Below are 19,001 nucleotides of genomic sequence, written 5' to 3' on the forward strand. Positions count from 1 at the left end.
GCGGCCATCGCGTCCTCTCTTCCTTCTCTGACTTGGTCGTCTTGAAGGATCGACGCGATGGCCGTCTCTCATCTACGCAACACGCCCATCACGGGCAAGTCGTACACCACTCCCGTGGACGCAACCCGGTGAGCACTTCGGCTGCGGTGACCACTTCGCCAACCTGCACCCAATCTGCACCCACCTGCAAGGCCAGGCCATCCAGCAGCTCCTTACCGCCGCGACCTGCGCACACTCTCCCGCCAGGCAACATAGAGCTATGTCGAACATTAGCTAGAAACGCCGAGCACTTCGCGGGAAGCAGGACGCCGCACCGACTCTGACCTGCGGAAACGAGAAGCCGCAGGCAGGGGTGGGTGCAGTTGCGCACCGTTGGGTGCCGTTCGGTGCGGTTGAGGGCCGTTCAGTGCACCCTGTTGCTCCCAACCTGCTCCCCCAATCCCGGGCCCGTGACCGGGTTGCTGCAGCCAGGCTGGAACGGCGTCCTACAGGTCGTTCGTCAGACATCGTGGCCGCTTGCCCGAGCGGCCTTGGCTGGCGTCGGCGCCGGTTAGCCGCGCCCCGCGTACCGCTCAGACCACCGCCGGCTGGGCTTCGGTCGCCACCCTGCCGACCAGCACGATCCGCTGCGGGTCGAGCAGGAGGCAGCACGTGACGAGCCAACGGGCCAGTTCGTCGACGCGCTGGCGAAACTGCTCGCCGGGCGTCCAGATCGCCTCGGTCGTGACCAGCGAGCCGTACACCGGCAACCGGATCGAGGTCAAGATCCCGTTCAGCGTGCTGCCCGACAACATCTACTCCGGAGGACGGGGGCGCGCCGGTCAGAGCGTCGCAAGCACCCCCGCCAGAACGACCAGGCAGCACCCGATCTCGATCATCCCGACCTGCACAGGGCGCAGTCGGCGTGCCGGCAGCAGCGCGGCCCGGAGCAGGAGCAGCAGGAAGACCGGACCGAGCAGCACATCCAGCAGCCAGACCACGGCGGCCAGGCCGAGCGCGTGGTATCCGATGGAGAGACGGAGGAAGCGACTGTCACCGCGTTGCCGGATCATCGTCTTGACATAGAGGACAGTGCCGAACAAGTAGAGCAGGAGCACTGCGAAGGCCGGGGTGACCCGGGTGACGGACACACCGGCGATGGTCGCCGCGACGAAGACCAGCAGGCAGCTCTGCCCCACCGAGGCCAAGTCGTTGAGCAGTGCCCGTTCCCGGCGATGCCAGGCGTATCCGGCGTTGACCGCCAGCAGCGCGGCGTAGCCCGGGGCGTACCAGAGGACAGCGGGCCGGGCGAGCGCTACAGTCGCCGCGAGCGGCGCCGCCAGCAGGCCGTACACCAGCAGCTGGGGGGTGAAGCGGCTCGGCCGACGGCTCTTGATCGCCTGGAAAGCGTAATACGACAGCAGGTAGCCGGTCAGCCAGGCGCCGAGCAGCGGCAGGTGCGGCCAGCGCGGGCCGGCCAAGGCCACCCCCACGGTGTACGGCAGCAGGAGCATCGCCCACGCGCCGTGCTGGGGTGGGACGAACTGGCGCACGCGGCGGCGGCGCGTTACCGGGCGGTCGGCTACGACAGCGGTGTTCATGGTGGTCACCGGACCTCGAACAGGCCACGGGCGCCGCGCTCGGCGTCGACCATGGCGTGGCTGACGAACGGGTAGTGCCCGGCTGCGGGGAAGACCGTCTCCACGAAGCCGCCGCCGGCCGGGGTGAGGGACAGCACCTGGGCTCCGCCGGGGTCGGTCGGCCGGTTCTCCCAGTGCCCCTCCCGGTAGACGGTGTCGAACTGGGCGCCGACGATGTGGAACGAGCTGTCTCGGTTGGGGCCGGCGTCGAGCAGCCAGACCCGGACCCGTTCACCGGCCCGGGCGGGCAGCGGACGGTGCGCGTACTGGGCGGGGTAGCCGTTGAAGACGACGGCGTCGGGGCGCTCCGCCTGCATCGCGGCCAGGTCGCCGGGCTCGCCGTCCGGGCCGAGGTAGAACTCGGACTGGACGAGCACGTACTCGCGATCGACGCGGGGCAGGTCGGGCGGGTCGACGATGACCGCACCGTACATCCCGTTGCCGATGTGGTGCAGCATCGGCATGGTCGAGCAGTGGTACATCCAGATGCCGGCACGGGTCGCGGTGAACCGGTAGGTCAGCCGCTGCCCGGGGTCGATCGGGCGCATCACCTCGTCCGGGGCGACGGCACCGGCGTGGAAGTCGATGCCGTGGTCCAGGGTGCCGTCGTTGACCAGGGTGATCTCGAAGGTGTCGCCGACCCGGCCGCGCAACACCGGGCCGGGCACGGTTCCGTCGAAGGTCCACAGCCGCTGCCGTACCCCGGGCGCGACCTCCCGGACGACTTCCCGGACGTGCAGCTCACGCCGGTGCAGCCGGCCGGGCGGCACGGGCGGAGCGGTGGCGTCCCGGGCGACGAAGGCCGCGCCAGGGTCGGCCATGGCATCGAGGCGCGGCCTCGCCCCCTCCGTCGCCGCGGCCGTCCCTGTCGGAGCGGCCACCGTGGCCCCCGTCGGGACGATCCGCAGTGTCATGCCGGCCTGCCGGTGGGCGGGCAGGGAGCACCAGCCCTCCACCGTCGCCCCGATCACGCCGGCGTCCAGCCGGGCGTCGCCGCCCCGCGTCAGCAGCGGTGTCCTCGCCCCGGAGGCCAGGACGAGGTCGTGGCGGCGGTTGTCCCGGTTGGTCAGCTCGATGACCAGTCGATCACCCCGGGGCACGTCGATCCGGTCGGGGTGGAAACGCATGCCGTCGGCGACCACGGTGACCGTGGTGGTGTGCCCGGTCGGGGTGACGGCGGTGGCGGCGGCGGGGACGGGTACGTCACCGGAGACGCGTTGGGCGGCGACCCCGACGAGGACGGCGACGAGGACGAGGGCGAGACCCGCGGCTGCTCCGCCGAGCGGGCGGGGCAAGGGGGCGTCGGTGCGCGCGGACACGGGTTACCTCCGGGCGGTGAGCAGGACCCGCACGGCCGGCACGAGGAACTGCACCAGCGCGGCGAGGACCAGCAGTGAGGTGGTGAGGCGGACGAACAGCGGGGTGGGCAGGACGAGGACCAGCAGGGCGGCGTTGGTCATCGCGACGCGCTGCGGGCCGCGCCGCTCCAGCAGGGCGGCGCGGCGGCGCACCGGCGCGGGTCCGCCGCCGAGCACCACGGGCAGCAGGTGGGTCAGGGCTCCGACGAGGACCTGGGCGACGAAGCCGACCAGCAGCGGGAGCAGCACCGCACCGAAGCGGTCGGCCGCGCCGGCCGGGTCCGCAGCGGGCAGCAGCGTCGCGGCGTCCACGGCGAGAGCGACCATCAGCCAGCCGCCGGCCGCGGCGAGCGACCAGGACGCGAACGCGTACGGGGGGCGGGTGCGCGCGACGGCCAGCGCGGGGCGCAGGGCGATCAGCGCGCCGAGGGCGAACAGGCTCAGCCCGGCCGCGGCGACCAGCCGCCACCAGGCGAGCAGGCCGACGCCCAGCAGGACCAGTCCGGTCGTCGCCACCGGCAGCGCGACGGTGGCGGCGCGGACCGCACCGTCGGCCATCCGGGTACGCAGCACGGTGGGCCAGAGTGTCAGCAGCGTCCCGAGGACGGTCAGCGTCACCCAACCGAGCAGGTTCACGTGGGCGTGGAACAGCAGCAGCCGGGGGCGCAGCGGGTCGTCGATCACCAGCATCCCGGCGCCGACCGGCACGCCGGCGAGCAGGGCCACGGTCGCCGCCAGGTAGTAGCGCACCGTGACGGAGAACCGGGCCGGCAGGGCGCGGCGCAGCCGGCGGGTGAGCGCGACGAGGTGGGCGGTCACCGCGACGAAGACCAGCGTAGCGCCCGCCACGCCCAGCCAGGGGCGGTCGGCCGTGCCGCCGGTCAGGACCGCCAGCACGCCCACGTTGAGCGCGGCCAGCCGGGCCGCCTCGGCGCGGCGGCGGTCCGGGGCGGGGGCACGCAGCACGGCGGCGGCGAAGTGGGCGCTCCACACCACGACGGCGTTGCTGACCGCACCGAGCAGCAGCAGGTGGATGGCCGTCCAGCGCCACGCCGGGAGGAACGGATGGACGAAGGCGAGCACGACCAGCCCGGCCAGGTAGGCCAACGGCAGCGCAGCGACCCGACGGTGCCAACCGGCCCGCCCAAGGCCCGCCGCCACGGCCGGAGCGGTCACCGGGCCGAGGGCCGGGGCGGCGGGACCGGCCGACGCGACTGCCGAGACGGTCGGCCCGGCCCCCGGGCCCGAGGACGCGGTCGGGGCGGAGTCGCCGCGGGTGCCGGCCATCACCGCACCGCCGGCACGACCGGCGGGACGACCGCCGTCCGGGTCCGCCGCCGGGCGGCGCGGACCAACGCGGCCACCACTCCGCCGACGAAACCGAGCACCGCCAGGACGTTGCCGACGCCGCCCCAGCGCCACCCGGCCGGCACGCCGAGCACGTCGCCGACCAGGACCCGGATCGTCAGGGTGGTGTGCAGCAGGGCGAGCGGGGCGTACAGCCACGGTCCGTAGGGCAGTGGGCGGCGAAGCACCGCCGGCAGGATCACCGGAGCGTGCGCGAAGATCATCGACATGGTGAAGCCCAGGAAGACCAGGTGCAGGGCGGCGTCGTAACGGGAGCCGCCGGTGACCGGCCCGGCGCCGGCCCACAGCAGGCCGGCCAGCGCCAGCCAGGCGTACCCGGTGAGCAGGCCGACCGCGACGTAGCGGGGCAGGCCGACGGCGCGCACCGTGCGGCGGGCGACGTCGCAGACCACCAGCCAGGCCACCGTCGCGAGCAGGCCGACCCCGAAGAGGTACGCCCCGACGGCCGGCCAGAGCGCGGTGGCGGTGGCGCCGGCGGTCAGCATGCCGAGGGCGGCGAGGAACCAGCCGACGCCGTGCCGGGGCAGCGTGAGGTGAGCGAGTTCCAGACGCTCCCCGGCGATGGTGGCCACCACGAAGGTGGCCAGCCAGGGCACGATCTCCGGCACGCTGAGGCCGGCGAGCCAGAGGAGGGTGGCGGCGTACCAGCTCAGCGCGCCGGTGACCTGGGCCAGCAGCGCCGGGCCGGGCTGCCGCCACCACAGTCGCTGGTAGATCAGCAGCAGCAGCACCGAGGCGAGCACGAGCAGCAGCCGGCCGGGCAGGCTCGGCCCGGTCAGCACCAGCAGCACCGCCCCGGCGCCGGAGCAGGCGGGCGCGAGCAGGGCCCACCGGGTGCCGAGGGCCACCGCGCGTTCCAGCGCCACCAGGGTGCCGACGAAGCCCAGCACCATCAGCGGGCCGTGCACCTGCTCCAGCGGGACGTGAGGCGCGGGCACCGGCAGTCCGAGCAGCAGCAGGGCGGCGTAGAGACCGCTCACCAGGGCGAAGCCGCCCGCCGCGAGGACGGGGAGCCGCCACTGTACGGCGAGCGGCCGTGGGTTCATGCCGGCTCTTCGGTGATATTCGGCAGGGCCAGCCGCACCACGCAGGCGTCGGGTGCGCCGAAGGGTTCGAGCACGGCGCCGGCCGGTGAGGCACCGGCGTGTTCGAGCGTGCCGCGGACCACGCCGACGTGCAGGGCGCAGATCGCGTCGGGGTTGCGGTTGACCAGCTCCAGGAAGGGACAGGTGTGCAGGTGGATCTCGGTCGCCCCGTCGGCCGTCCGGTGTCGGCGGGGACTGAAGCCCAGCCCGCGCAGGACGTCGAGCAGCGTATCGATCGGCTCCCTGCCGGGCGGGGTGGCGGCGGCGAGATGGCGTCCCCAGTCCTGGCCGGCGCGGGTGGCCTCCGCCCGGACGTCTCCGTGGCCCCGCCGCGACAGGTGGTCGAGCAGTGCGGCGGCGAGTGCCCGGTACGGCGCGGGGGCCGGGGCCTCCGCGACGGCCACCCGGTAGCGCCACGCCGGCCGTCCGGGCTGGCCCCCACTGGCCCGCGCCTTGACCAGCAGTCCTGCGTCGACCAGGCGGTCGAGGTGGGCGCGGGCGGTGGACAGGTGCAGGCCCGTTCGCTCCCCCACCTCGGCGATCGTCATGCCGGCACCGGCGGCGCGCACGAGCTCCAGAATCGAGGCCCGGCTGGCGGTGCCGAGAGCCCGGTGGCGCTGCGGGTCGATGGTCTCGCCGACCGGCCCTGTTCTCGGGGTTTCCACGTTAGATAACGTTACAACGTCGTTCAACCGCAAAACCCTGGAGGGTTCCATGTCCGCCTCACGCTCCCCGGCCGACCGCGAGGCCGCGCAGGCCGTCGTCCGGCACCACGCCCAGCTCGCCGCCGACCTCGACCGGCACGTCGGAAACCTGCTGACCGCGGCCGACCAGGGTGACGCCGCCGGGGCGCTCCGGCACCGTGACGAACTGCTCCGATGGCTCCGCGACGAACTGCTGCCGCACGCGCACGCCGAGGAGGATTCCCTCTACGCCGCCGCCGGTGAGCGGGCCGAGGGTGCGCTGCTGGTCCGGGGCATGCTCGACGAGCACCAGGCGATCACCGGCCTGGTCGCCGAGCTGGAGACCGGCAACCGGCCGGTACGCCTCGCCGGCACCGCGCGCGCCCTCGCCGCGCTCTTCGCCGTCCACCTGGCCAAGGAGAACGACCTGGTCGTCCCGCTGCTGGTGGACGCGGCCGACGTCTCGCTGGCGAAGTTGCTGGAGGGGATGCACGATCTGCTCGGCTCCTCGGAAAGCTCGAATGGCGGCGGTTGCGGCGGGGGTGGCTGCGGCTGCGGTGGTGACCGGGCACCGGCCGACGCGCCGGCCCCGACCCTCACCATCGATCCCCGGCTGGACGTCCGGCAGCTCCCGCACGACCAGCGCCACGCGCGGGTGCTGGCGGCGCTGGAGGCGCTGCCGGCCGGTGGAGCGCTGGTGCTGGTCGCCCCGCACGCACCCCGCCCGCTGCTGGCCGAGGTCGCAGCCCGCTACGGCGACGGCATGACCAGCGAGTGGCTGCAGGACGGGCCGGACGTGTGGCAGATCCGGCTCTCCCGCCGGCCGGTGACGGTCTGAGCAGTCTGTCGGTGCCAGGGCGGTGGGGATCAGGGCCCGCCGTCCCGGCGTACCGGGCCGTCCGGCCCTGCTGACGGAGGTTGCCGGTGCGCACGATGGAGTCGCCCACCCTCGTGGTCAGGAGACGAAGTGTGCAACTACTGCGGCTGTCGGGAGTTCCCGCTGATCGGCCGGCTCTCGGCCGAGCACGAGGCGATCGCGAACGCGGCCGGCCGGCTGCGCGGCGCGGTGCGGGCCTCCGGCCCGGACGCCCTGGTGGCGCTGGACGCGCTGCTGGCGCTGCTGATGCCGCACACCTCCACTGAGGAGGACGGCCTCTTCGTGGAGCTGCGGGCCGAGGGCAGCCTGGCCGGGGCGGTGGCGAAGCTCTGCGCGGAGCACGACGACATCCACGGCGTGCTCGGCGGCGTCGACCGGGCCGACCCGGACTGGCCCGCAGTGCTGGCCGCCCTGGACCGGCTCCACCGGCACATCGACAACGAGGAGCACGGTCTCTTCCCGGCCGCGGTGATCGCGCTGCCGATCCCGGCCTGGGACCGGATCACCCCGGCGGAGGCAGCGGCCAGGTGAGGCGGCCCGGATGTCGGCCGCTGCCGACGCCGCCCCGCGGCCACCGGCGGTGCGCCTCGGTGGTCTTGACCGGCACGGTCTCGCCGAGGTCGTAGAGAGCGTCGAGCACGTCCTCGGTCTGCCCGCGTCGCGGCCGCCCAGCGCGGCCCCACCCGGCCGGCACCAGGAAGAGCACGCTCCACAGTGGCCCCCGGTCCCGAACCTGCCCGGCGATCTCCGGCAGGGTGACACCGAGACGGCCGGGCCCCGCTCCGTGCCCCGCTCCGTGCCCCGCCGGTGACCGCCCGACCGGGCCCGAAGTCCCGCCACGGACCCGCAGGTACAAAGCCGATGATCTCGGGACCTTCGGCCCGGTTTCCCGAGGTTGTACGTCGGCACCATGGCCAGGACGCCCTCGCTCGGGGTTGCACTCCGGCGCATCTGTCGAGAACGTGGGGCAGTAAGGCCATCTATCGAAGGAATGAGGCGTATGTCGCGAGCCACCGATAGTGCGGGGCGGGCGCTGCTGGCCGTGGGCGGCCTCGTACGCCGGGCCGAGGTCTCCGCCGACGGCCGGACATTGCACCAGATCGGCGGCCGGGAGGCGGACGCCTTCTACCGGGACCGCTGGTCCTACGACAAGGTGGTGCGCTCCACGCACGGGGTGAACTGCACCGGCTCGTGCTCCTGGAAGGTGTACGTCAAGGACGGCATCATCACCTGGGAGCAGCAGCAGACCGACTACCCGAGCGTCGGACCGGACCGGCCGGAGTACGAGCCTCGGGGCTGCCCCCGGGGTGCCGCCTTCTCCTGGTACACCTACTCCCCCACCCGGGTGCGCTACCCGTACGCGCGGGGCGTGCTGGTGGAGATGTACCGGGAGGCCAGGGGCCGCCTCGGTGATCCGGTTGCCGCGTGGGCGGACATCCAGGCCGACCCGGAACGACGCCGCCGCTACCAGAAGGCCCGCGGCAAGGGCGGCCTGGTGCGGATCACCTGGGACGAGGCGCAGGAGATGGTCGCCGCCGCGCACGTGCACGCGATCGCCGAGTACGGCCCGGACCGGGTCGCCGGCTTCTCCCCCATCCCGGCCATGTCGATGGTGTCGCACGCCGTCGGCGCCCGGTTCCTGTCCCTGCTCGGCGGCTCGATGCTGTCGTTCTACGACTGGTACGCCGACCTGCCGGTGGCCTCCCCGCAGGTCTTCGGCGACCAGACCGACGTGCCCGAGTCCGGGGACTGGTGGGACGCCTCCTACTTCGTCATGTGGGGCTCCAACGTCCCGGTGACCCGCACGCCGGACGCACACTGGATGGCCGAGGCGCGCTACCGGGGGCAGAAGGTCGTGGTGGTCAGCCCCGACTTCGCCGACAACGTCAAGTTCGCCGACGAGTGGATGCCCGCCCAGCCGGGCACCGACGGCGCCCTGGCGATGGCGATGGGGCACGTCATCCTCAAGGAGTTCTTCGTCGACCGGCGCACCCCACGCTTCGTCGACTACGTCCGCAGGTTCACCGACCTGCCGTTCCTGGTCACCCTGGAGCCGGGTGCCGACGGGGCGTACCGGCCGGGCAAGTTCCTCACCGCCGACGACCTGGGCGAGACGGACAAGGAGGCGGCCTTCCGGACGGTGCTCTGGGACTCGGCCACCGACGCTCCCGCCGTGCCGCGGGGCAGCCTCGGCCACCGTTGGGGCGAGCAGCAGGGCCAGTGGAACCTGGACCTGGGCGACCTGGAGCCGGCGCTGACCTGCCTCGGGGCGGGCGACGCGGTGGAGGTGGAGCTGCCTCGGTTCGACACCGACACCCCGCAGGCGCTGCGCCGGGGCGTGCCGACCCGCACGGTGCGGGGCCAGTTGGTGACCAGCGTCTTCGACCTGGTGCTGGCCCAGTACGGGGTGGGCCGCGACGGCCTGCCGGGCCAGTGGCCGACCGGGTACGACGACGTCGAGGCGCCGTACACGCCGGCATGGCAGGAGCCGGTCACCGGGGTGCCGGCGGCGCAGGTGGCCCGGGTCGCGCGGGAGTTCGCCGACAACGCGGACCGCTCCGGCGGACGGTCGATGATCCTGCTCGGCGCCGGCACGAACCACTGGTTCCACTCCGACGCCACCTACCGGGCGATCCTGGCGCTGGTCACCCTCACCGGCTGCCAGGGGGTCAACGGCGGCGGCTGGGCGCACTACGTGGGGCAGGAGAAGTGCCGCCCGACGACCGGCTGGGCGCAGCTCGCGTTCGGCCTGGACTGGGTCCGCCCGCCCCGGCAGATGATCGGCACCGCCTTCTGGTACGTGCACACCGACCAGTGGCGCTACGACACCTACTCCGCCGACGTGGTCTCCTCCCCCACCGGCACCGGCGCGTTCGCCGGCAAGCACACCATGGACCTGCTGGCCCAGTCGGCCCGCTCGGGGTGGATGCCGTCGATGCCCACCTTCGACCGCAGCCCGCTCGACCTGGCCGACGAGGCCCTCGCCGCCCGGCCGGACGACCCGGCGGGCTGGGTGGCCGAGCGGCTCGGCGAGGGCGACGTGAAGTTCGCCTGCACCGACCCGGACGCGCCGGAGAACTGGCCACGGGTGCTGACCGTCTGGCGGGCCAACCTGCTCGGCTCGTCGGCCAAGGGCAACGAGTACTTCCTGCGGCACCTGCTCGGCACCGACGCGAACCTGCGCGCCGAGGAGGCGCCGGAGGAGTTGCGGCCCAAGGACGTGACCTGGCGGGAGGAGGCCCCGGAGGGCAAGCTCGACCTGCTGCTGAGCCTGGACTTCCGGATGACCTCCACGACGCTCTTCTCCGACATCGTGCTGCCCGCCGCCACCTGGTACGAGAAGCACGACCTGAGCAGTACCGACATGCACCCGTTCGTGCACGCCTTCACCCCGGCGATCAACCCGCCGTGGCAGACCCGGACCGACTTCGACGCCTTCCACGGCATCGCGAAGGCGTTCTCCACGCTCGCCGGGCCGCGGCTGGGCGTACGCAACGACCTGGTCGCGGCGCCGCTGCTGCACGACACCCCGGACGCGATGGCGACCCCGCACGGCCGGGTCCGCGACTGGGCGGCGACCAGGGAGACCCCGGTGCCGGGCCGGACCATGCCGAAACTGGTGGTGGTCGAGAGGGACTACGGCGCGATCGCCGACAAGATGGCCGCGCTCGGGCCGCTGATGGACACCCTCGGCACCACCGGCAAGGGCTTCTCGGTCGACGTGCGGCCGGAGGTCGAGTATCTGCGCCACAAGAACGGTGAGGTGCGCGGCGGCGCCGCGGACGGGCGGCCGTCGCTGGCGAAGGACACGCACGCCTGCGAGGCGATCCTGGCGCTGTCGGGCACCACCAACGGGCGGGTCGCCACCGCGGGCTTCCGGGACGTGGAGAAGCGCACCGGGGTACGCCTGGCGGACCTGGCGGCCGAGCACGAGGGCAAGCAGATCACCTTCGCCGACACCCAGTCCCGCCCGGTGCCGGTGATCAGCAGCCCGGAGTGGTCGGGCAGCGAGCACGGCGGCCGGCGCTACTCCCCGTTCACCATCAACACCGAGCGGCTCAAGCCCTGGCACACGCTCACCGGCCGGCAGCACTTCTTCCTCGACCACGACTGGATGCACGAGGCCGGCGAGGCGCTGCCGATCTTCCGGCCGCCGTTGGACATGCACAAGCTCTTCGGCGAACCGAGACTCGGCCGCAACGGGGAGCTGGAGATCACCGTCCGTTACCTCACCCCGCACTCGAAGTGGTCCATCCACTCCGAGTACCAGGACAACCTGATCATGCTCACGCTGTCCCGGGGCGGGCCGACGATGTGGATGAGCGAGGCCGACGCGGCGAAGATCGGCGTCCGGGACAACGAGTGGATCGAGGCGGTCAACCGCAACGGCGTGGTGGTCTGCCGGGCCGTGGTGACGCACAAGATGCCCGAGGGCACGGTCTACATGTACCACGCCCAGGAACGGGTGATCGACGTGCCCAAGTCGGAGACCAACGGCCGGCGCGGCGGCATCCACAACTCGCTGACCCGGCTGCTGGTCAAGCCCACCCACCTCATCGGCGGGTACGCGCAGCTGTCCTTCGCGTTCAACTACCTCGGCCCGACCGGCAACCAACGCGACGAGGTCACCGTGATCCGCCGCCGCTCCCAGGAGGTGCAGTACTGATGCGGGTCATGGCACAGATGGCGATGGTGATGAACCTCGACAAGTGCATCGGCTGCCACACCTGCTCGGTCACCTGCAAGCAGGCGTGGACCAACCGCTCCGGCGTCGAGTACGTCTGGTTCAACAACGTGGAGACCCGCCCCGGGCAGGGCTACCCGCGCACCTACGAGAACCAGGAGCGCTGGCAGGGCGGCTGGGTGCGGACCCGCTCCGGCAAGCTCAAGCCACGCTCCGGTGGCCGGGTGAAGAAGATGTTCAGCATCTTCGCCAACCCGAAGCTGCCGTCCATGCAGGACTACTACGAGCCGTGGACGTACGACTACGAGCACCTGATCAACGCGCCGGCCGGCGAGGACACCCCGGTGGCCCGGCCGAAGTCGCTGCTCACCGGCCAGGATACGAAGATCACCTGGAGCGCCAACTGGGACGACTCGCTCGCCGGCGGCAACGAGATCGCCGCCGGTGACCCGGTGCTGGCGAAGGTCTCCGGCCAGGTGAAGCAGGAGTTCGAGAAGACCTTCATGTTCTTCCTGCCGCGCATCTGCGAGCACTGCCTCAACCCGTCCTGCGCGGCCTCCTGCCCGTCGGGGGCGATCTACAAGCGGGCCGAGGACGGCATCGTGCTGGTCGACCAGGACCGCTGCCGGGGCTGGCGGATGTGCGTGACCGGCTGCCCCTACAAGAAGGTCTACTTCAACCACCGCACCGGCAAGGCCGAGAAGTGCACCTTCTGCTTCCCGCGCGTCGAGATCGGCCAGCCCACCATCTGCTCCGAGACCTGCGTGGGGCGGCTGCGCTACCTCGGGCTGATGCTCTACGACGCCGACCGCGTCGCCGAGGCCGCCGCCATCGCCGACGAACACGACCTGTACGACGCGCAGCGGTCGGTCTTCCTCGACCCGCACGACCCGGCCGTGGTCGCCGCCGCCCGCGAGGCCGGCATCCCGGACGACTGGATCGATGCCGCGCAGCGCTCGCCGATCTGGGACCTGATCATGCGCTACGAGGTGGCGCTGCCGCTGCACCCGGAGTACCGGACCATGCCGATGGTCTGGTACATCCCGCCGCTGTCGCCGGTGGCCGACGTGCTGCGCGAGACTGGCCACGACGCGGAGGAGGCCGGCAACCTCTTCGGGGCCATCGACGCGCTGCGGATCCCGGTGGAGTACCTCGCCGAGCTCTTCACCGCCGGCGACCCGGAGCCGGTGCGCGGGGTGCTGAACCGGCTCGCCGCGATGCGCGCCTACCAGCGCCGGATCAACCTGGGCGAGGAGCGCGACGAGTCCATCGCCGCCGCGGTCGGCATGACCGGCGCGGAGATGGACGAGATGTACCGGCTGCTCGCCATCGCCAAGTACGAGCAGCGGTACGTCATCCCCGCCGCGCACGCCGAGGACGCACACCGGCTGGAGAAGATCGCCACCGAGTGCAGCCTCGATTACGAGGGCGGCCCCGGGATGGGCGGCGGCGGCCCGTACGGCCAGGGGCCCTTCGGGGAGTCCTCCGGCACGCCGGTGCCGGTCCAGGTGGAGACCTTCCACATGCTGCGCGACCGGCAGACCGCGGAGGGCTTCACCGACCCGGGCGACGAACCCCGCCGGGTCAACCTGCTCAACTGGGACGGCAAGGGCAGCCCGAAGGGCCTCTTCCCGCCCCGCAGCCGCGAATCCGCACCCGTCGACGGAGGTACCCCGTGAGCCGGCCGACCTGGCGGGCGGTGGCCGCCCGCGCGGCGTCCCTGCTGCTGCGCTATCCCGAAGAGGAGGTCCTCGCAGCGCTGCCCACCGTGCGGGCCGCGCTCGACGGCCTGCCGGCCGAGGTCGCCCGGCCGCTGCGCGAGGTGGTCGCCCACCGGGAAGCCGCCGCGCCGGTCGACCTGCGGACCGCCTACGTGGAGGTGTTCGACTTCCGGCGCCGCTGCTGCCTGCACCTGACGTACTACACCTGCGGCGACACCCGTCGCCGGGGTGAGGCGCTGGTCGACTTCGCCGCCGCGTACAAGGCGGCCGGACTGACCGTCGTCGACGGCGAGCTGCCCGACTTCCTGCCCGCCGTCCTCGACCTGGCCGCCGCCGACGACGAGGGGTGGCGGCTGCTGCGGGAGAACCGCGTCGGCCTCGACCTGCTGGTCGAGGCGCTGGGGCGGGAGAAGTCGATATACCGGCAGGCCGTCGCCGCCGTCCGGGAGATGCTGCCGCCCGCCCAGCCCGGGGACATCGCCGCCGCCGCCCGGCTGGCCCGCACCGGGCCGCCGGTGGAGCAGGTCGGACTCGAACCATTCGGACTGGTCGACACGACTGGAGGACGCCGATGAACATCCTGCTGTGGGTGGTGTACCCGTACCTGTCGATCGCGATCCTCGTCGGCGGCCTGATCTGGCGCCACCGCTACGACAAGTTCGGCTGGACGACCCGATCCTCCCAGCTCTACGAGAGCAGCATCCTGCGGTGGGGCAGCCCACTGTTCCACTTCGGAGTGCTGATGGTCCTGATCGGACACATCGGTGGCCTGGTGGTCCCGAAGTCCTGGACCGAGGCGGTCGGCGTCACCGAGCACACCTACCACCTCATGGCCGTGTTCATCGGCACGGTGGCCGGCTTCTGCACCCTGATCGGGCTGGGCATCCTGATCGCCCGCCGCCGGTTGACCGGGCCGGTCTTCGCCGCCACCACCCGCAACGACAAGGCGATGTACGTGGTGCTGGCGGGGGTGATCGTGCTGGGCCTCTGGGCCACGGTGCGGGCCAACGTCGCCGGCCCCGGCTACGACTACCGGGAGACCATCTCCCCGTGGTTCCGGTCGCTGTTCTACCTCCGCCCGGACCCCGAGATCATGGCCGACGTCCCGGTGGGCTTCCAGATCCACATCCTGGCCGCCTTCGCGCTCTTCGCGTTCTGGCCGTTCACCCGCCTCGTCCATGCGTTCAGCGCCCCGGTCGGCTACGCCACCCGACCCTACGTCGTCTATCGCAGCCGCGACGACCGGCCCGGACTGCGGCCGACCCGCCCCGGATGGGAAGGGCCGCCCCGGCTGCCCACCCCGCGCGGCGGTCGGACCCGCTCGCGCCGGTGACCACCGCCGCCTCGACCGCCCGGAGACCGCCACCGGCTGCCTCCGGCGAACGGGCAGCCCGACGTCCCGGCAGGGAGGAACCACCGGTGACCATCGCACCGCACCACACCGACAGTCACCATTCGTCCCGACCCGCGACGGAGTGGGCCGCGGCGCGGGCGCTGGCCCACCGGCTCCCCGCTCCCCTGCCCGCGGAGTCGGTACCGCTGGCCTCCGCCGCCGGCCGGACCCTCGCGGCGCCACTGGTCGCGGCGGTCCCGCTGCCCGGGTTCGACAACTCCGCGATGGACGGATACGCGGTGCGCGGTCCGGGCCCGTGGCGGGTGGTCGGCCGGATCCTGGCCGGTCGCACCCACGCCGTCGCGCCCCTGGTCGAGGGGACCGCCGTAGAGGTGGCCACCGGCGCTCCCGTCCCGGCCCGGGCGGACCGGGTCGTGCCCTACGAGATCGCCGACCGGATCGGTGACGTCCTGCGGGCGGTGCCGGGCGACCGTCGGCACATCCGGAGCGCGGGCGAGTACGCCGCCCGCGGTCAGGAACTGGTGCCGACGGGTTCGCCGGTCACGCCGGCGGTGCTGGGGCTGGCCGCGAGCGTCGGCCTCGACCACCTCACCGTCCGGGCCCGACCCCGGGCCCGCCTGGTGATCAGCGGCGACGAGGTGATCCACGCCGGCCGTCCCCCGTGGGGCAGGGTCCGGGACGCGATCGGCCCGATGCTGACCCCGCTGCTGTCCGCCTGGGGAGCGGACCTCCTGGGTCCTCGGATGGTCGGCGACCAGCCCGACTGGTTCGCCGAGGCGATCGCGGACAGCACGCGAGAAGCAGACGTGACGGTCGTCTGCGGGGCGTCCTCCGTCGGCCCGGCGGACGGGCTGCACGCGTCGCTGCGGCACCTCGGGGCCGTGGCGCACGTGGACGGGGTGCGGTGCCGGCCCGGGCACCCACAGGTCCTGGCCCAGGCCGGGGCCCAGTGGATCGTCGGCCTGCCGGGCAACCCGTACGCGGCGCTGGTCGCCGCGCTCACCCTGATCGACCCGCTGCTCACCGGGCTGGCCGGACGGCCGCCGGCCGATCTGGACACCGCCGTCCTCACCGATCCGTTGCGCCTCTACGAGCGGAACACCCGGATCGTGCCGGTCCGGCGCGGCGCGCGGGGCCTGCGGCTGGTCGACGGGGCGCACCCGGGATACCTGGGCGCGGCGGCGGACGCCGACGCGCTGGCCGTGGTGCCGCCCGGTTGGCGTCCCGGCACCCCGGTCGGTCTGCTCACCCTGCCGTGACGGGTGGGACGTCCTCCTGGGCCGGGTCTTCCGGCCCTGCCGGGGTGGGTTGGCTCACGCGAGGCTCGTACCGGTGAAGAGGACCGCCGCATTCCCCTTTGACGCCGCGACAGCAGCACGACGATCCCGACGGAGTTGAACGATGACCAGCATCCGTGACCGGCAAGCCGGGTCCACCGCCCCGGTCGGGCGTCCCGAGGCCACCTCCGGCGCCGCCCTCCAGCTAGCCATGGCCACCCTCGGCTTCCTGGTGAACTTCTGGGCATGGGCCCTGCTCGGTCCGCTGGGCCCCGGCATCAAGGAACGGCTGGGGCTCGGCTTCGCCGCGCAGTCCCTGCTCGTCGCGGTGCCGGTGATCGTGGGCTCGCTGGGCCGCATCCCGGTCGGCGCGCTCACCGACCGGTACGGGGCCCGGGTAGTCTTCCCGCTGGTCACCGTCGCCACCATCGTACCGGTGCTGACCCTCACCACGGTCTCCTCCTACCCGGCGCTGATCGTGACCGGCTTCTTCCTCGGCATCGGCGGCACCGCCTTCGCCGTCGGCGTCCCGCTGGTGTCCGGCTGGTATCCGCCGGCCCGGCGCGGCTTCGCCATCGGCGTGTTCGGTGTCGGCATGGGTGGCACCGCGATCGCCAACTTCACCACCGTCCGGCTGGCCGACGCCTACGGGGAGCGGGCCCCGTTCCTGCTGGTCGCGGCGATCCTGGCGGCGTACGCGGTGCTGTCGTTCCTGCTGCTGCGCGACGCGCCGGGCCCGGCCCGGCCCACCGGGTCGGCCTGGCAGCGGCTCGCCCGCGTCGCCCGGCTGACCGTCACCTGGCAGCTGTGCTTCCTGTACGCGGTCGGGTTCGGCGGGTTCGTGGCCTTCAGCGTGTACCTGCCGGCGTACCTGCGCACCGCCTACGGCCTCAGTGCCGCGGACGGTGCACTGCGGACCGCCGGGTTCGTCGTGCTCGCCGTGCTGGCCCGCCCGGCGGGCGGCTGGCTCTCCGACCGGCTACACCCGGTGCCGGTGCTGGTGTGGTGCTTCGCCGGGGTGGCCGGGTTCGCCGTCGTGCAGGCCTTCCAGCCGGCCCTGATGCCGGTCGCCACGGTCGCGCTGCTCGGCATGGCGGTGCTGCTCGGCGCAGCCAGCGGCGCGGTGTTCGCCTTGGTCGGCAAGGTCGCCCCCGCCGACCAGGTGGGCGCGGTCACCGGGCTGGTCGGGGCCGCCGGCGGGCTCGGCGGGTTCGTGCCGCCGCTGATCATGGGCTGGGTGTACGGGTCGCAGGGCTCCTACGCCATCGGGCTGATGCTGCTCTCCGACGTGGCGCTGGCCGCCGCGGTGTTCACCGCGGTAAAGATGGGAGGCCTGGCCCGCCCCGCCGGTTGACGGTCTCGGTGCGGGCTGACCGGTGCCGGGTCTGGCCACTGACCGCTTCGTCAGGGCCGGGTTCGTCGAATGAACGGTGTGACCCGGGTCGTCGACGACGTGGCCATGGCCCACACCGGCATCATGGCTGGAGCCCGCAACCCGTACGTCTTCCGCGGCCTCATCTACTGCGCCGCCTGCGACCGTCGCCTGCAGGGCCAGTACAACCTCGGCGACGCCTACTACCGCTGCCGCTTCCCGCAGGAGTACGCCCTCGCCAACCAGATCCCCCATCCCCGCAACGCACATCGGCGGACAACCCTTGCGTAACGGCTTCCAATGGGCCGACCTGACCAGCTGATCCCGATCGCCCTCACCACGCCGACGCTGTCGGTCGATGCACTGGAGCGTGCGGTCGCGGGCATCGGCTCCGCCGCGGCCCGCGCCGTCAGCCGGACGGAGACGGCGTGGCGGCCTCCGAAGCAGGGCGAGTTCCCGGCCATTTCGTCCGGGAACTGGCCGGTCTGCGCGGACGAGCCCGAGGGCGAGGTCGGCCAGCAGGTCCCGCCTGCGACGGCCTCCTGGTCATGTCTGCTGGGCCGGGCGCGGGGTACGACCAGAGCCGGCCCGCCTCGGTTCAGGCCGCCACAGCCAGGAGCGAAACTGAGCCGTTCCCACTCCCGGCCCCGCGGGCACGGCAAGCCCGAGGGGGACGCCAGCAGGCTGCGACCCACCGGCCGCCGCCCGGTAGATGTCGAGACGATACCCACTGGGTAGGCTCCGAGATCGGCGCGGTGGTTGACAGTGACACTGAGGGACAGGGCCGCCGTCAGCAGGGATGAAGGGCGGGCCCCCGGGGGGGCGGCCTTGTTCTCAGGGTTGGCTCGACGGGACCGGAGCGGATGCAACTGTGAAAGGCAACCAGCGGACTGGCGATGCGAGCGCTGCCGCATCCACGCTGGACCTGAACCCGCTTCAGAGTCGGCAGAGCCTACGCGAGGACGTAGCGCACGCCCTGCGCGCGGCTATCGTGGCTGGCAGCTTGAGGCCGGATTCGACCTACTCCGTCCCGATGCTTGCCGGACGCTTCGGCGTCTCGCCCACGCCGGTTCGCGAAGCGATCCTCGACCTGGCCAAGGAGGGCTTGGTCTCGATCGTCAAGAACAAGGGGTTCCGCGTCAAGGCCCTCAGTGAGCGGGATCTGGACGAAATCACTCAGATTCGGGAGCTTCTCGAGATTCCGGTGGTGGCCGACCAGACAGGCAGACTGTCGGAACCGCAGGTGCGGGAACTGCGGAGGTTGGCGGACAACATCGTTTCTGCTGCCGGACGTGGGGACCTGGTGGCGTACATCGAATCGGACAACGCCTTCCACCTGACACTGTTGCGTGCCGCCGGGAATCAACGGCTGGTCGAGACGGTTGCCGACCTGCGCAATCACACCCGTTTGTACGGCCTCGACGCGCTGGTGGAGAGTGGAGGGCTGGTCGACTCCGCGAACGAGCATCTCGAGTTGATCGAGCTCATCGCCGGGGGTGACCGTGAGGCCGTGGTCGGCCTGATGCGGCACCACTTGCGGCACGTCCGAGGCATCTGGGCGGCCCGTCGTGAAGACTAGGACCAACGTGCTCTGTTAGCACGT

Annotated in this window: 16 protein-coding genes and 1 pseudogene; 10 read left to right on the top strand and 7 right to left on the bottom strand. The window is 72.7% G+C overall.

Annotation, left to right across the window (positions count from 1 at the left end; all coding sequences use genetic code 11):
• Positions 1-572 precede the first annotated feature (572 nt).
• The 6 genes from NMK34_RS19520 to NMK34_RS19545 are packed head-to-tail and all read right to left on the bottom strand — an operon-like array spanning position 573 to position 6,146.
• Positions 573-764: a hypothetical protein gene (locus NMK34_RS19520; protein ID WP_318334667.1), complete on the bottom strand. Its 192-nt coding sequence runs from the start codon at positions 762-764 to the stop codon at positions 573-575.
• Positions 765-821: 57 nt separating this feature from the next.
• A complete protein-coding gene (locus tag NMK34_RS19525) occupies positions 822-1,580 on the bottom strand; it encodes a YwiC-like family protein (RefSeq protein ID WP_128138805.1) in 759 nt (252 codons plus the stop codon).
• Between the two features lie 5 nt (positions 1,581-1,585).
• Positions 1,586-2,938, bottom strand: a complete 1,353-nt coding sequence (locus tag NMK34_RS19530; RefSeq protein ID WP_318334668.1) for a multicopper oxidase domain-containing protein — start codon at positions 2,936-2,938, stop codon at positions 1,586-1,588.
• Between the two features lie 3 nt (positions 2,939-2,941).
• Positions 2,942-4,264, bottom strand: coding sequence for a hypothetical protein (locus tag NMK34_RS19535; RefSeq protein WP_318334669.1), 1,323 nt, complete (start codon positions 4,262-4,264; stop codon positions 2,942-2,944).
• Complete coding sequence (locus tag NMK34_RS19540; protein WP_318334670.1) at positions 4,264-5,391, bottom strand: hypothetical protein; 1,128 nt, start codon at positions 5,389-5,391, stop codon at positions 4,264-4,266. The genes NMK34_RS19535 and NMK34_RS19540 overlap by 1 nt, the downstream gene beginning before the upstream one ends.
• Positions 5,388-6,146 carry a helix-turn-helix transcriptional regulator gene (locus NMK34_RS19545; RefSeq protein ID WP_412098900.1) on the bottom strand — a complete coding sequence of 253 codons (759 nt, stop codon included), beginning with the start codon at positions 6,144-6,146 and terminating at the stop codon, positions 5,388-5,390. Before NMK34_RS19545 ends, NMK34_RS19540 begins: the two co-directional genes overlap by 4 nt.
• Between NMK34_RS19545 and NMK34_RS19550 the strand changes: the two genes are divergently transcribed.
• Positions 6,145-6,951 (top strand): DUF2249 domain-containing protein, encoded by an 807-nt coding sequence (locus tag NMK34_RS19550; RefSeq protein WP_013287108.1) that lies wholly within the window; start codon positions 6,145-6,147, stop codon positions 6,949-6,951. The genes NMK34_RS19545 and NMK34_RS19550 overlap by 2 nt on opposite strands.
• Positions 6,952-7,080: 129 nt before the next feature.
• Complete coding sequence (locus tag NMK34_RS19555) at positions 7,081-7,521, top strand: hemerythrin domain-containing protein (RefSeq protein ID WP_013287109.1); 441 nt, start codon at positions 7,081-7,083, stop codon at positions 7,519-7,521.
• 49 nt (positions 7,522-7,570) lie between these two features.
• On the opposite strand, the pseudogene NMK34_RS19560 reads toward NMK34_RS19555, so the two are convergent.
• Positions 7,571-7,744: pseudogene (locus NMK34_RS19560) on the bottom strand (radical SAM/SPASM domain-containing protein); the annotation flags it as partial.
• Between the two features lie 246 nt (positions 7,745-7,990).
• Between NMK34_RS19560 and NMK34_RS19565 the strand changes: the two are divergent.
• The 8 genes from NMK34_RS19565 (at position 7,991) to NMK34_RS19600 (ending at position 18,977) form a co-directional block, all read left to right on the top strand.
• The gene (locus NMK34_RS19565) at positions 7,991-11,656 is read left to right on the top strand and encodes a nitrate reductase subunit alpha (protein ID WP_318334672.1); all 3,666 of its coding nucleotides are present in this window, start codon (positions 7,991-7,993) and stop codon (positions 11,654-11,656) included.
• Positions 11,656-13,353: a nitrate reductase subunit beta gene (gene narH, locus NMK34_RS19570; RefSeq protein WP_318334673.1), complete on the top strand. Its 1,698-nt coding sequence runs from the start codon at positions 11,656-11,658 to the stop codon at positions 13,351-13,353. The genes NMK34_RS19565 and narH overlap by 1 nt, the downstream gene beginning before the upstream one ends.
• Positions 13,350-13,970 (top strand): nitrate reductase molybdenum cofactor assembly chaperone, encoded by a 621-nt coding sequence (narJ, locus tag NMK34_RS19575; RefSeq protein WP_030268131.1) that lies wholly within the window; start codon positions 13,350-13,352, stop codon positions 13,968-13,970. Before narH ends, narJ begins: the two co-directional genes overlap by 4 nt.
• Complete coding sequence (narI, locus tag NMK34_RS19580; protein WP_318334674.1) at positions 13,967-14,728, top strand: respiratory nitrate reductase subunit gamma; 762 nt, start codon at positions 13,967-13,969, stop codon at positions 14,726-14,728. Before narJ ends, narI begins: the two co-directional genes overlap by 4 nt.
• 86 nt (positions 14,729-14,814) lie before the next feature.
• On the top strand, positions 14,815-16,008 hold the full coding sequence (locus NMK34_RS19585) for a molybdopterin molybdotransferase MoeA (RefSeq protein ID WP_318334675.1): 1,194 nt from the start codon (positions 14,815-14,817) through the stop codon (positions 16,006-16,008).
• A gap of 229 nt (positions 16,009-16,237) precedes the next feature.
• A complete protein-coding gene (locus NMK34_RS19590; RefSeq protein WP_318336377.1) occupies positions 16,238-17,380 on the top strand; it encodes an MFS transporter in 1,143 nt (380 codons plus the stop codon).
• Between the two features lie 69 nt (positions 17,381-17,449).
• Positions 17,450-17,689, top strand: a complete 240-nt coding sequence (locus tag NMK34_RS19595; protein WP_318334676.1) for a zinc ribbon domain-containing protein — start codon at positions 17,450-17,452, stop codon at positions 17,687-17,689.
• 580 nt (positions 17,690-18,269) lie between these two features.
• A complete protein-coding gene (locus NMK34_RS19600; RefSeq protein ID WP_082931043.1) occupies positions 18,270-18,977 on the top strand; it encodes a GntR family transcriptional regulator in 708 nt (235 codons plus the stop codon).
• Positions 18,978-19,001: the final 24 nt, after the last annotated feature.

Origin of the sequence: Micromonospora sp. BRA006-A, assembly GCF_033433935.1 — a bacterium.
GTDB classification, from domain to species: Bacteria; Actinomycetota; Actinomycetes; order Mycobacteriales; family Micromonosporaceae; genus Micromonospora; species Micromonospora aurantiaca.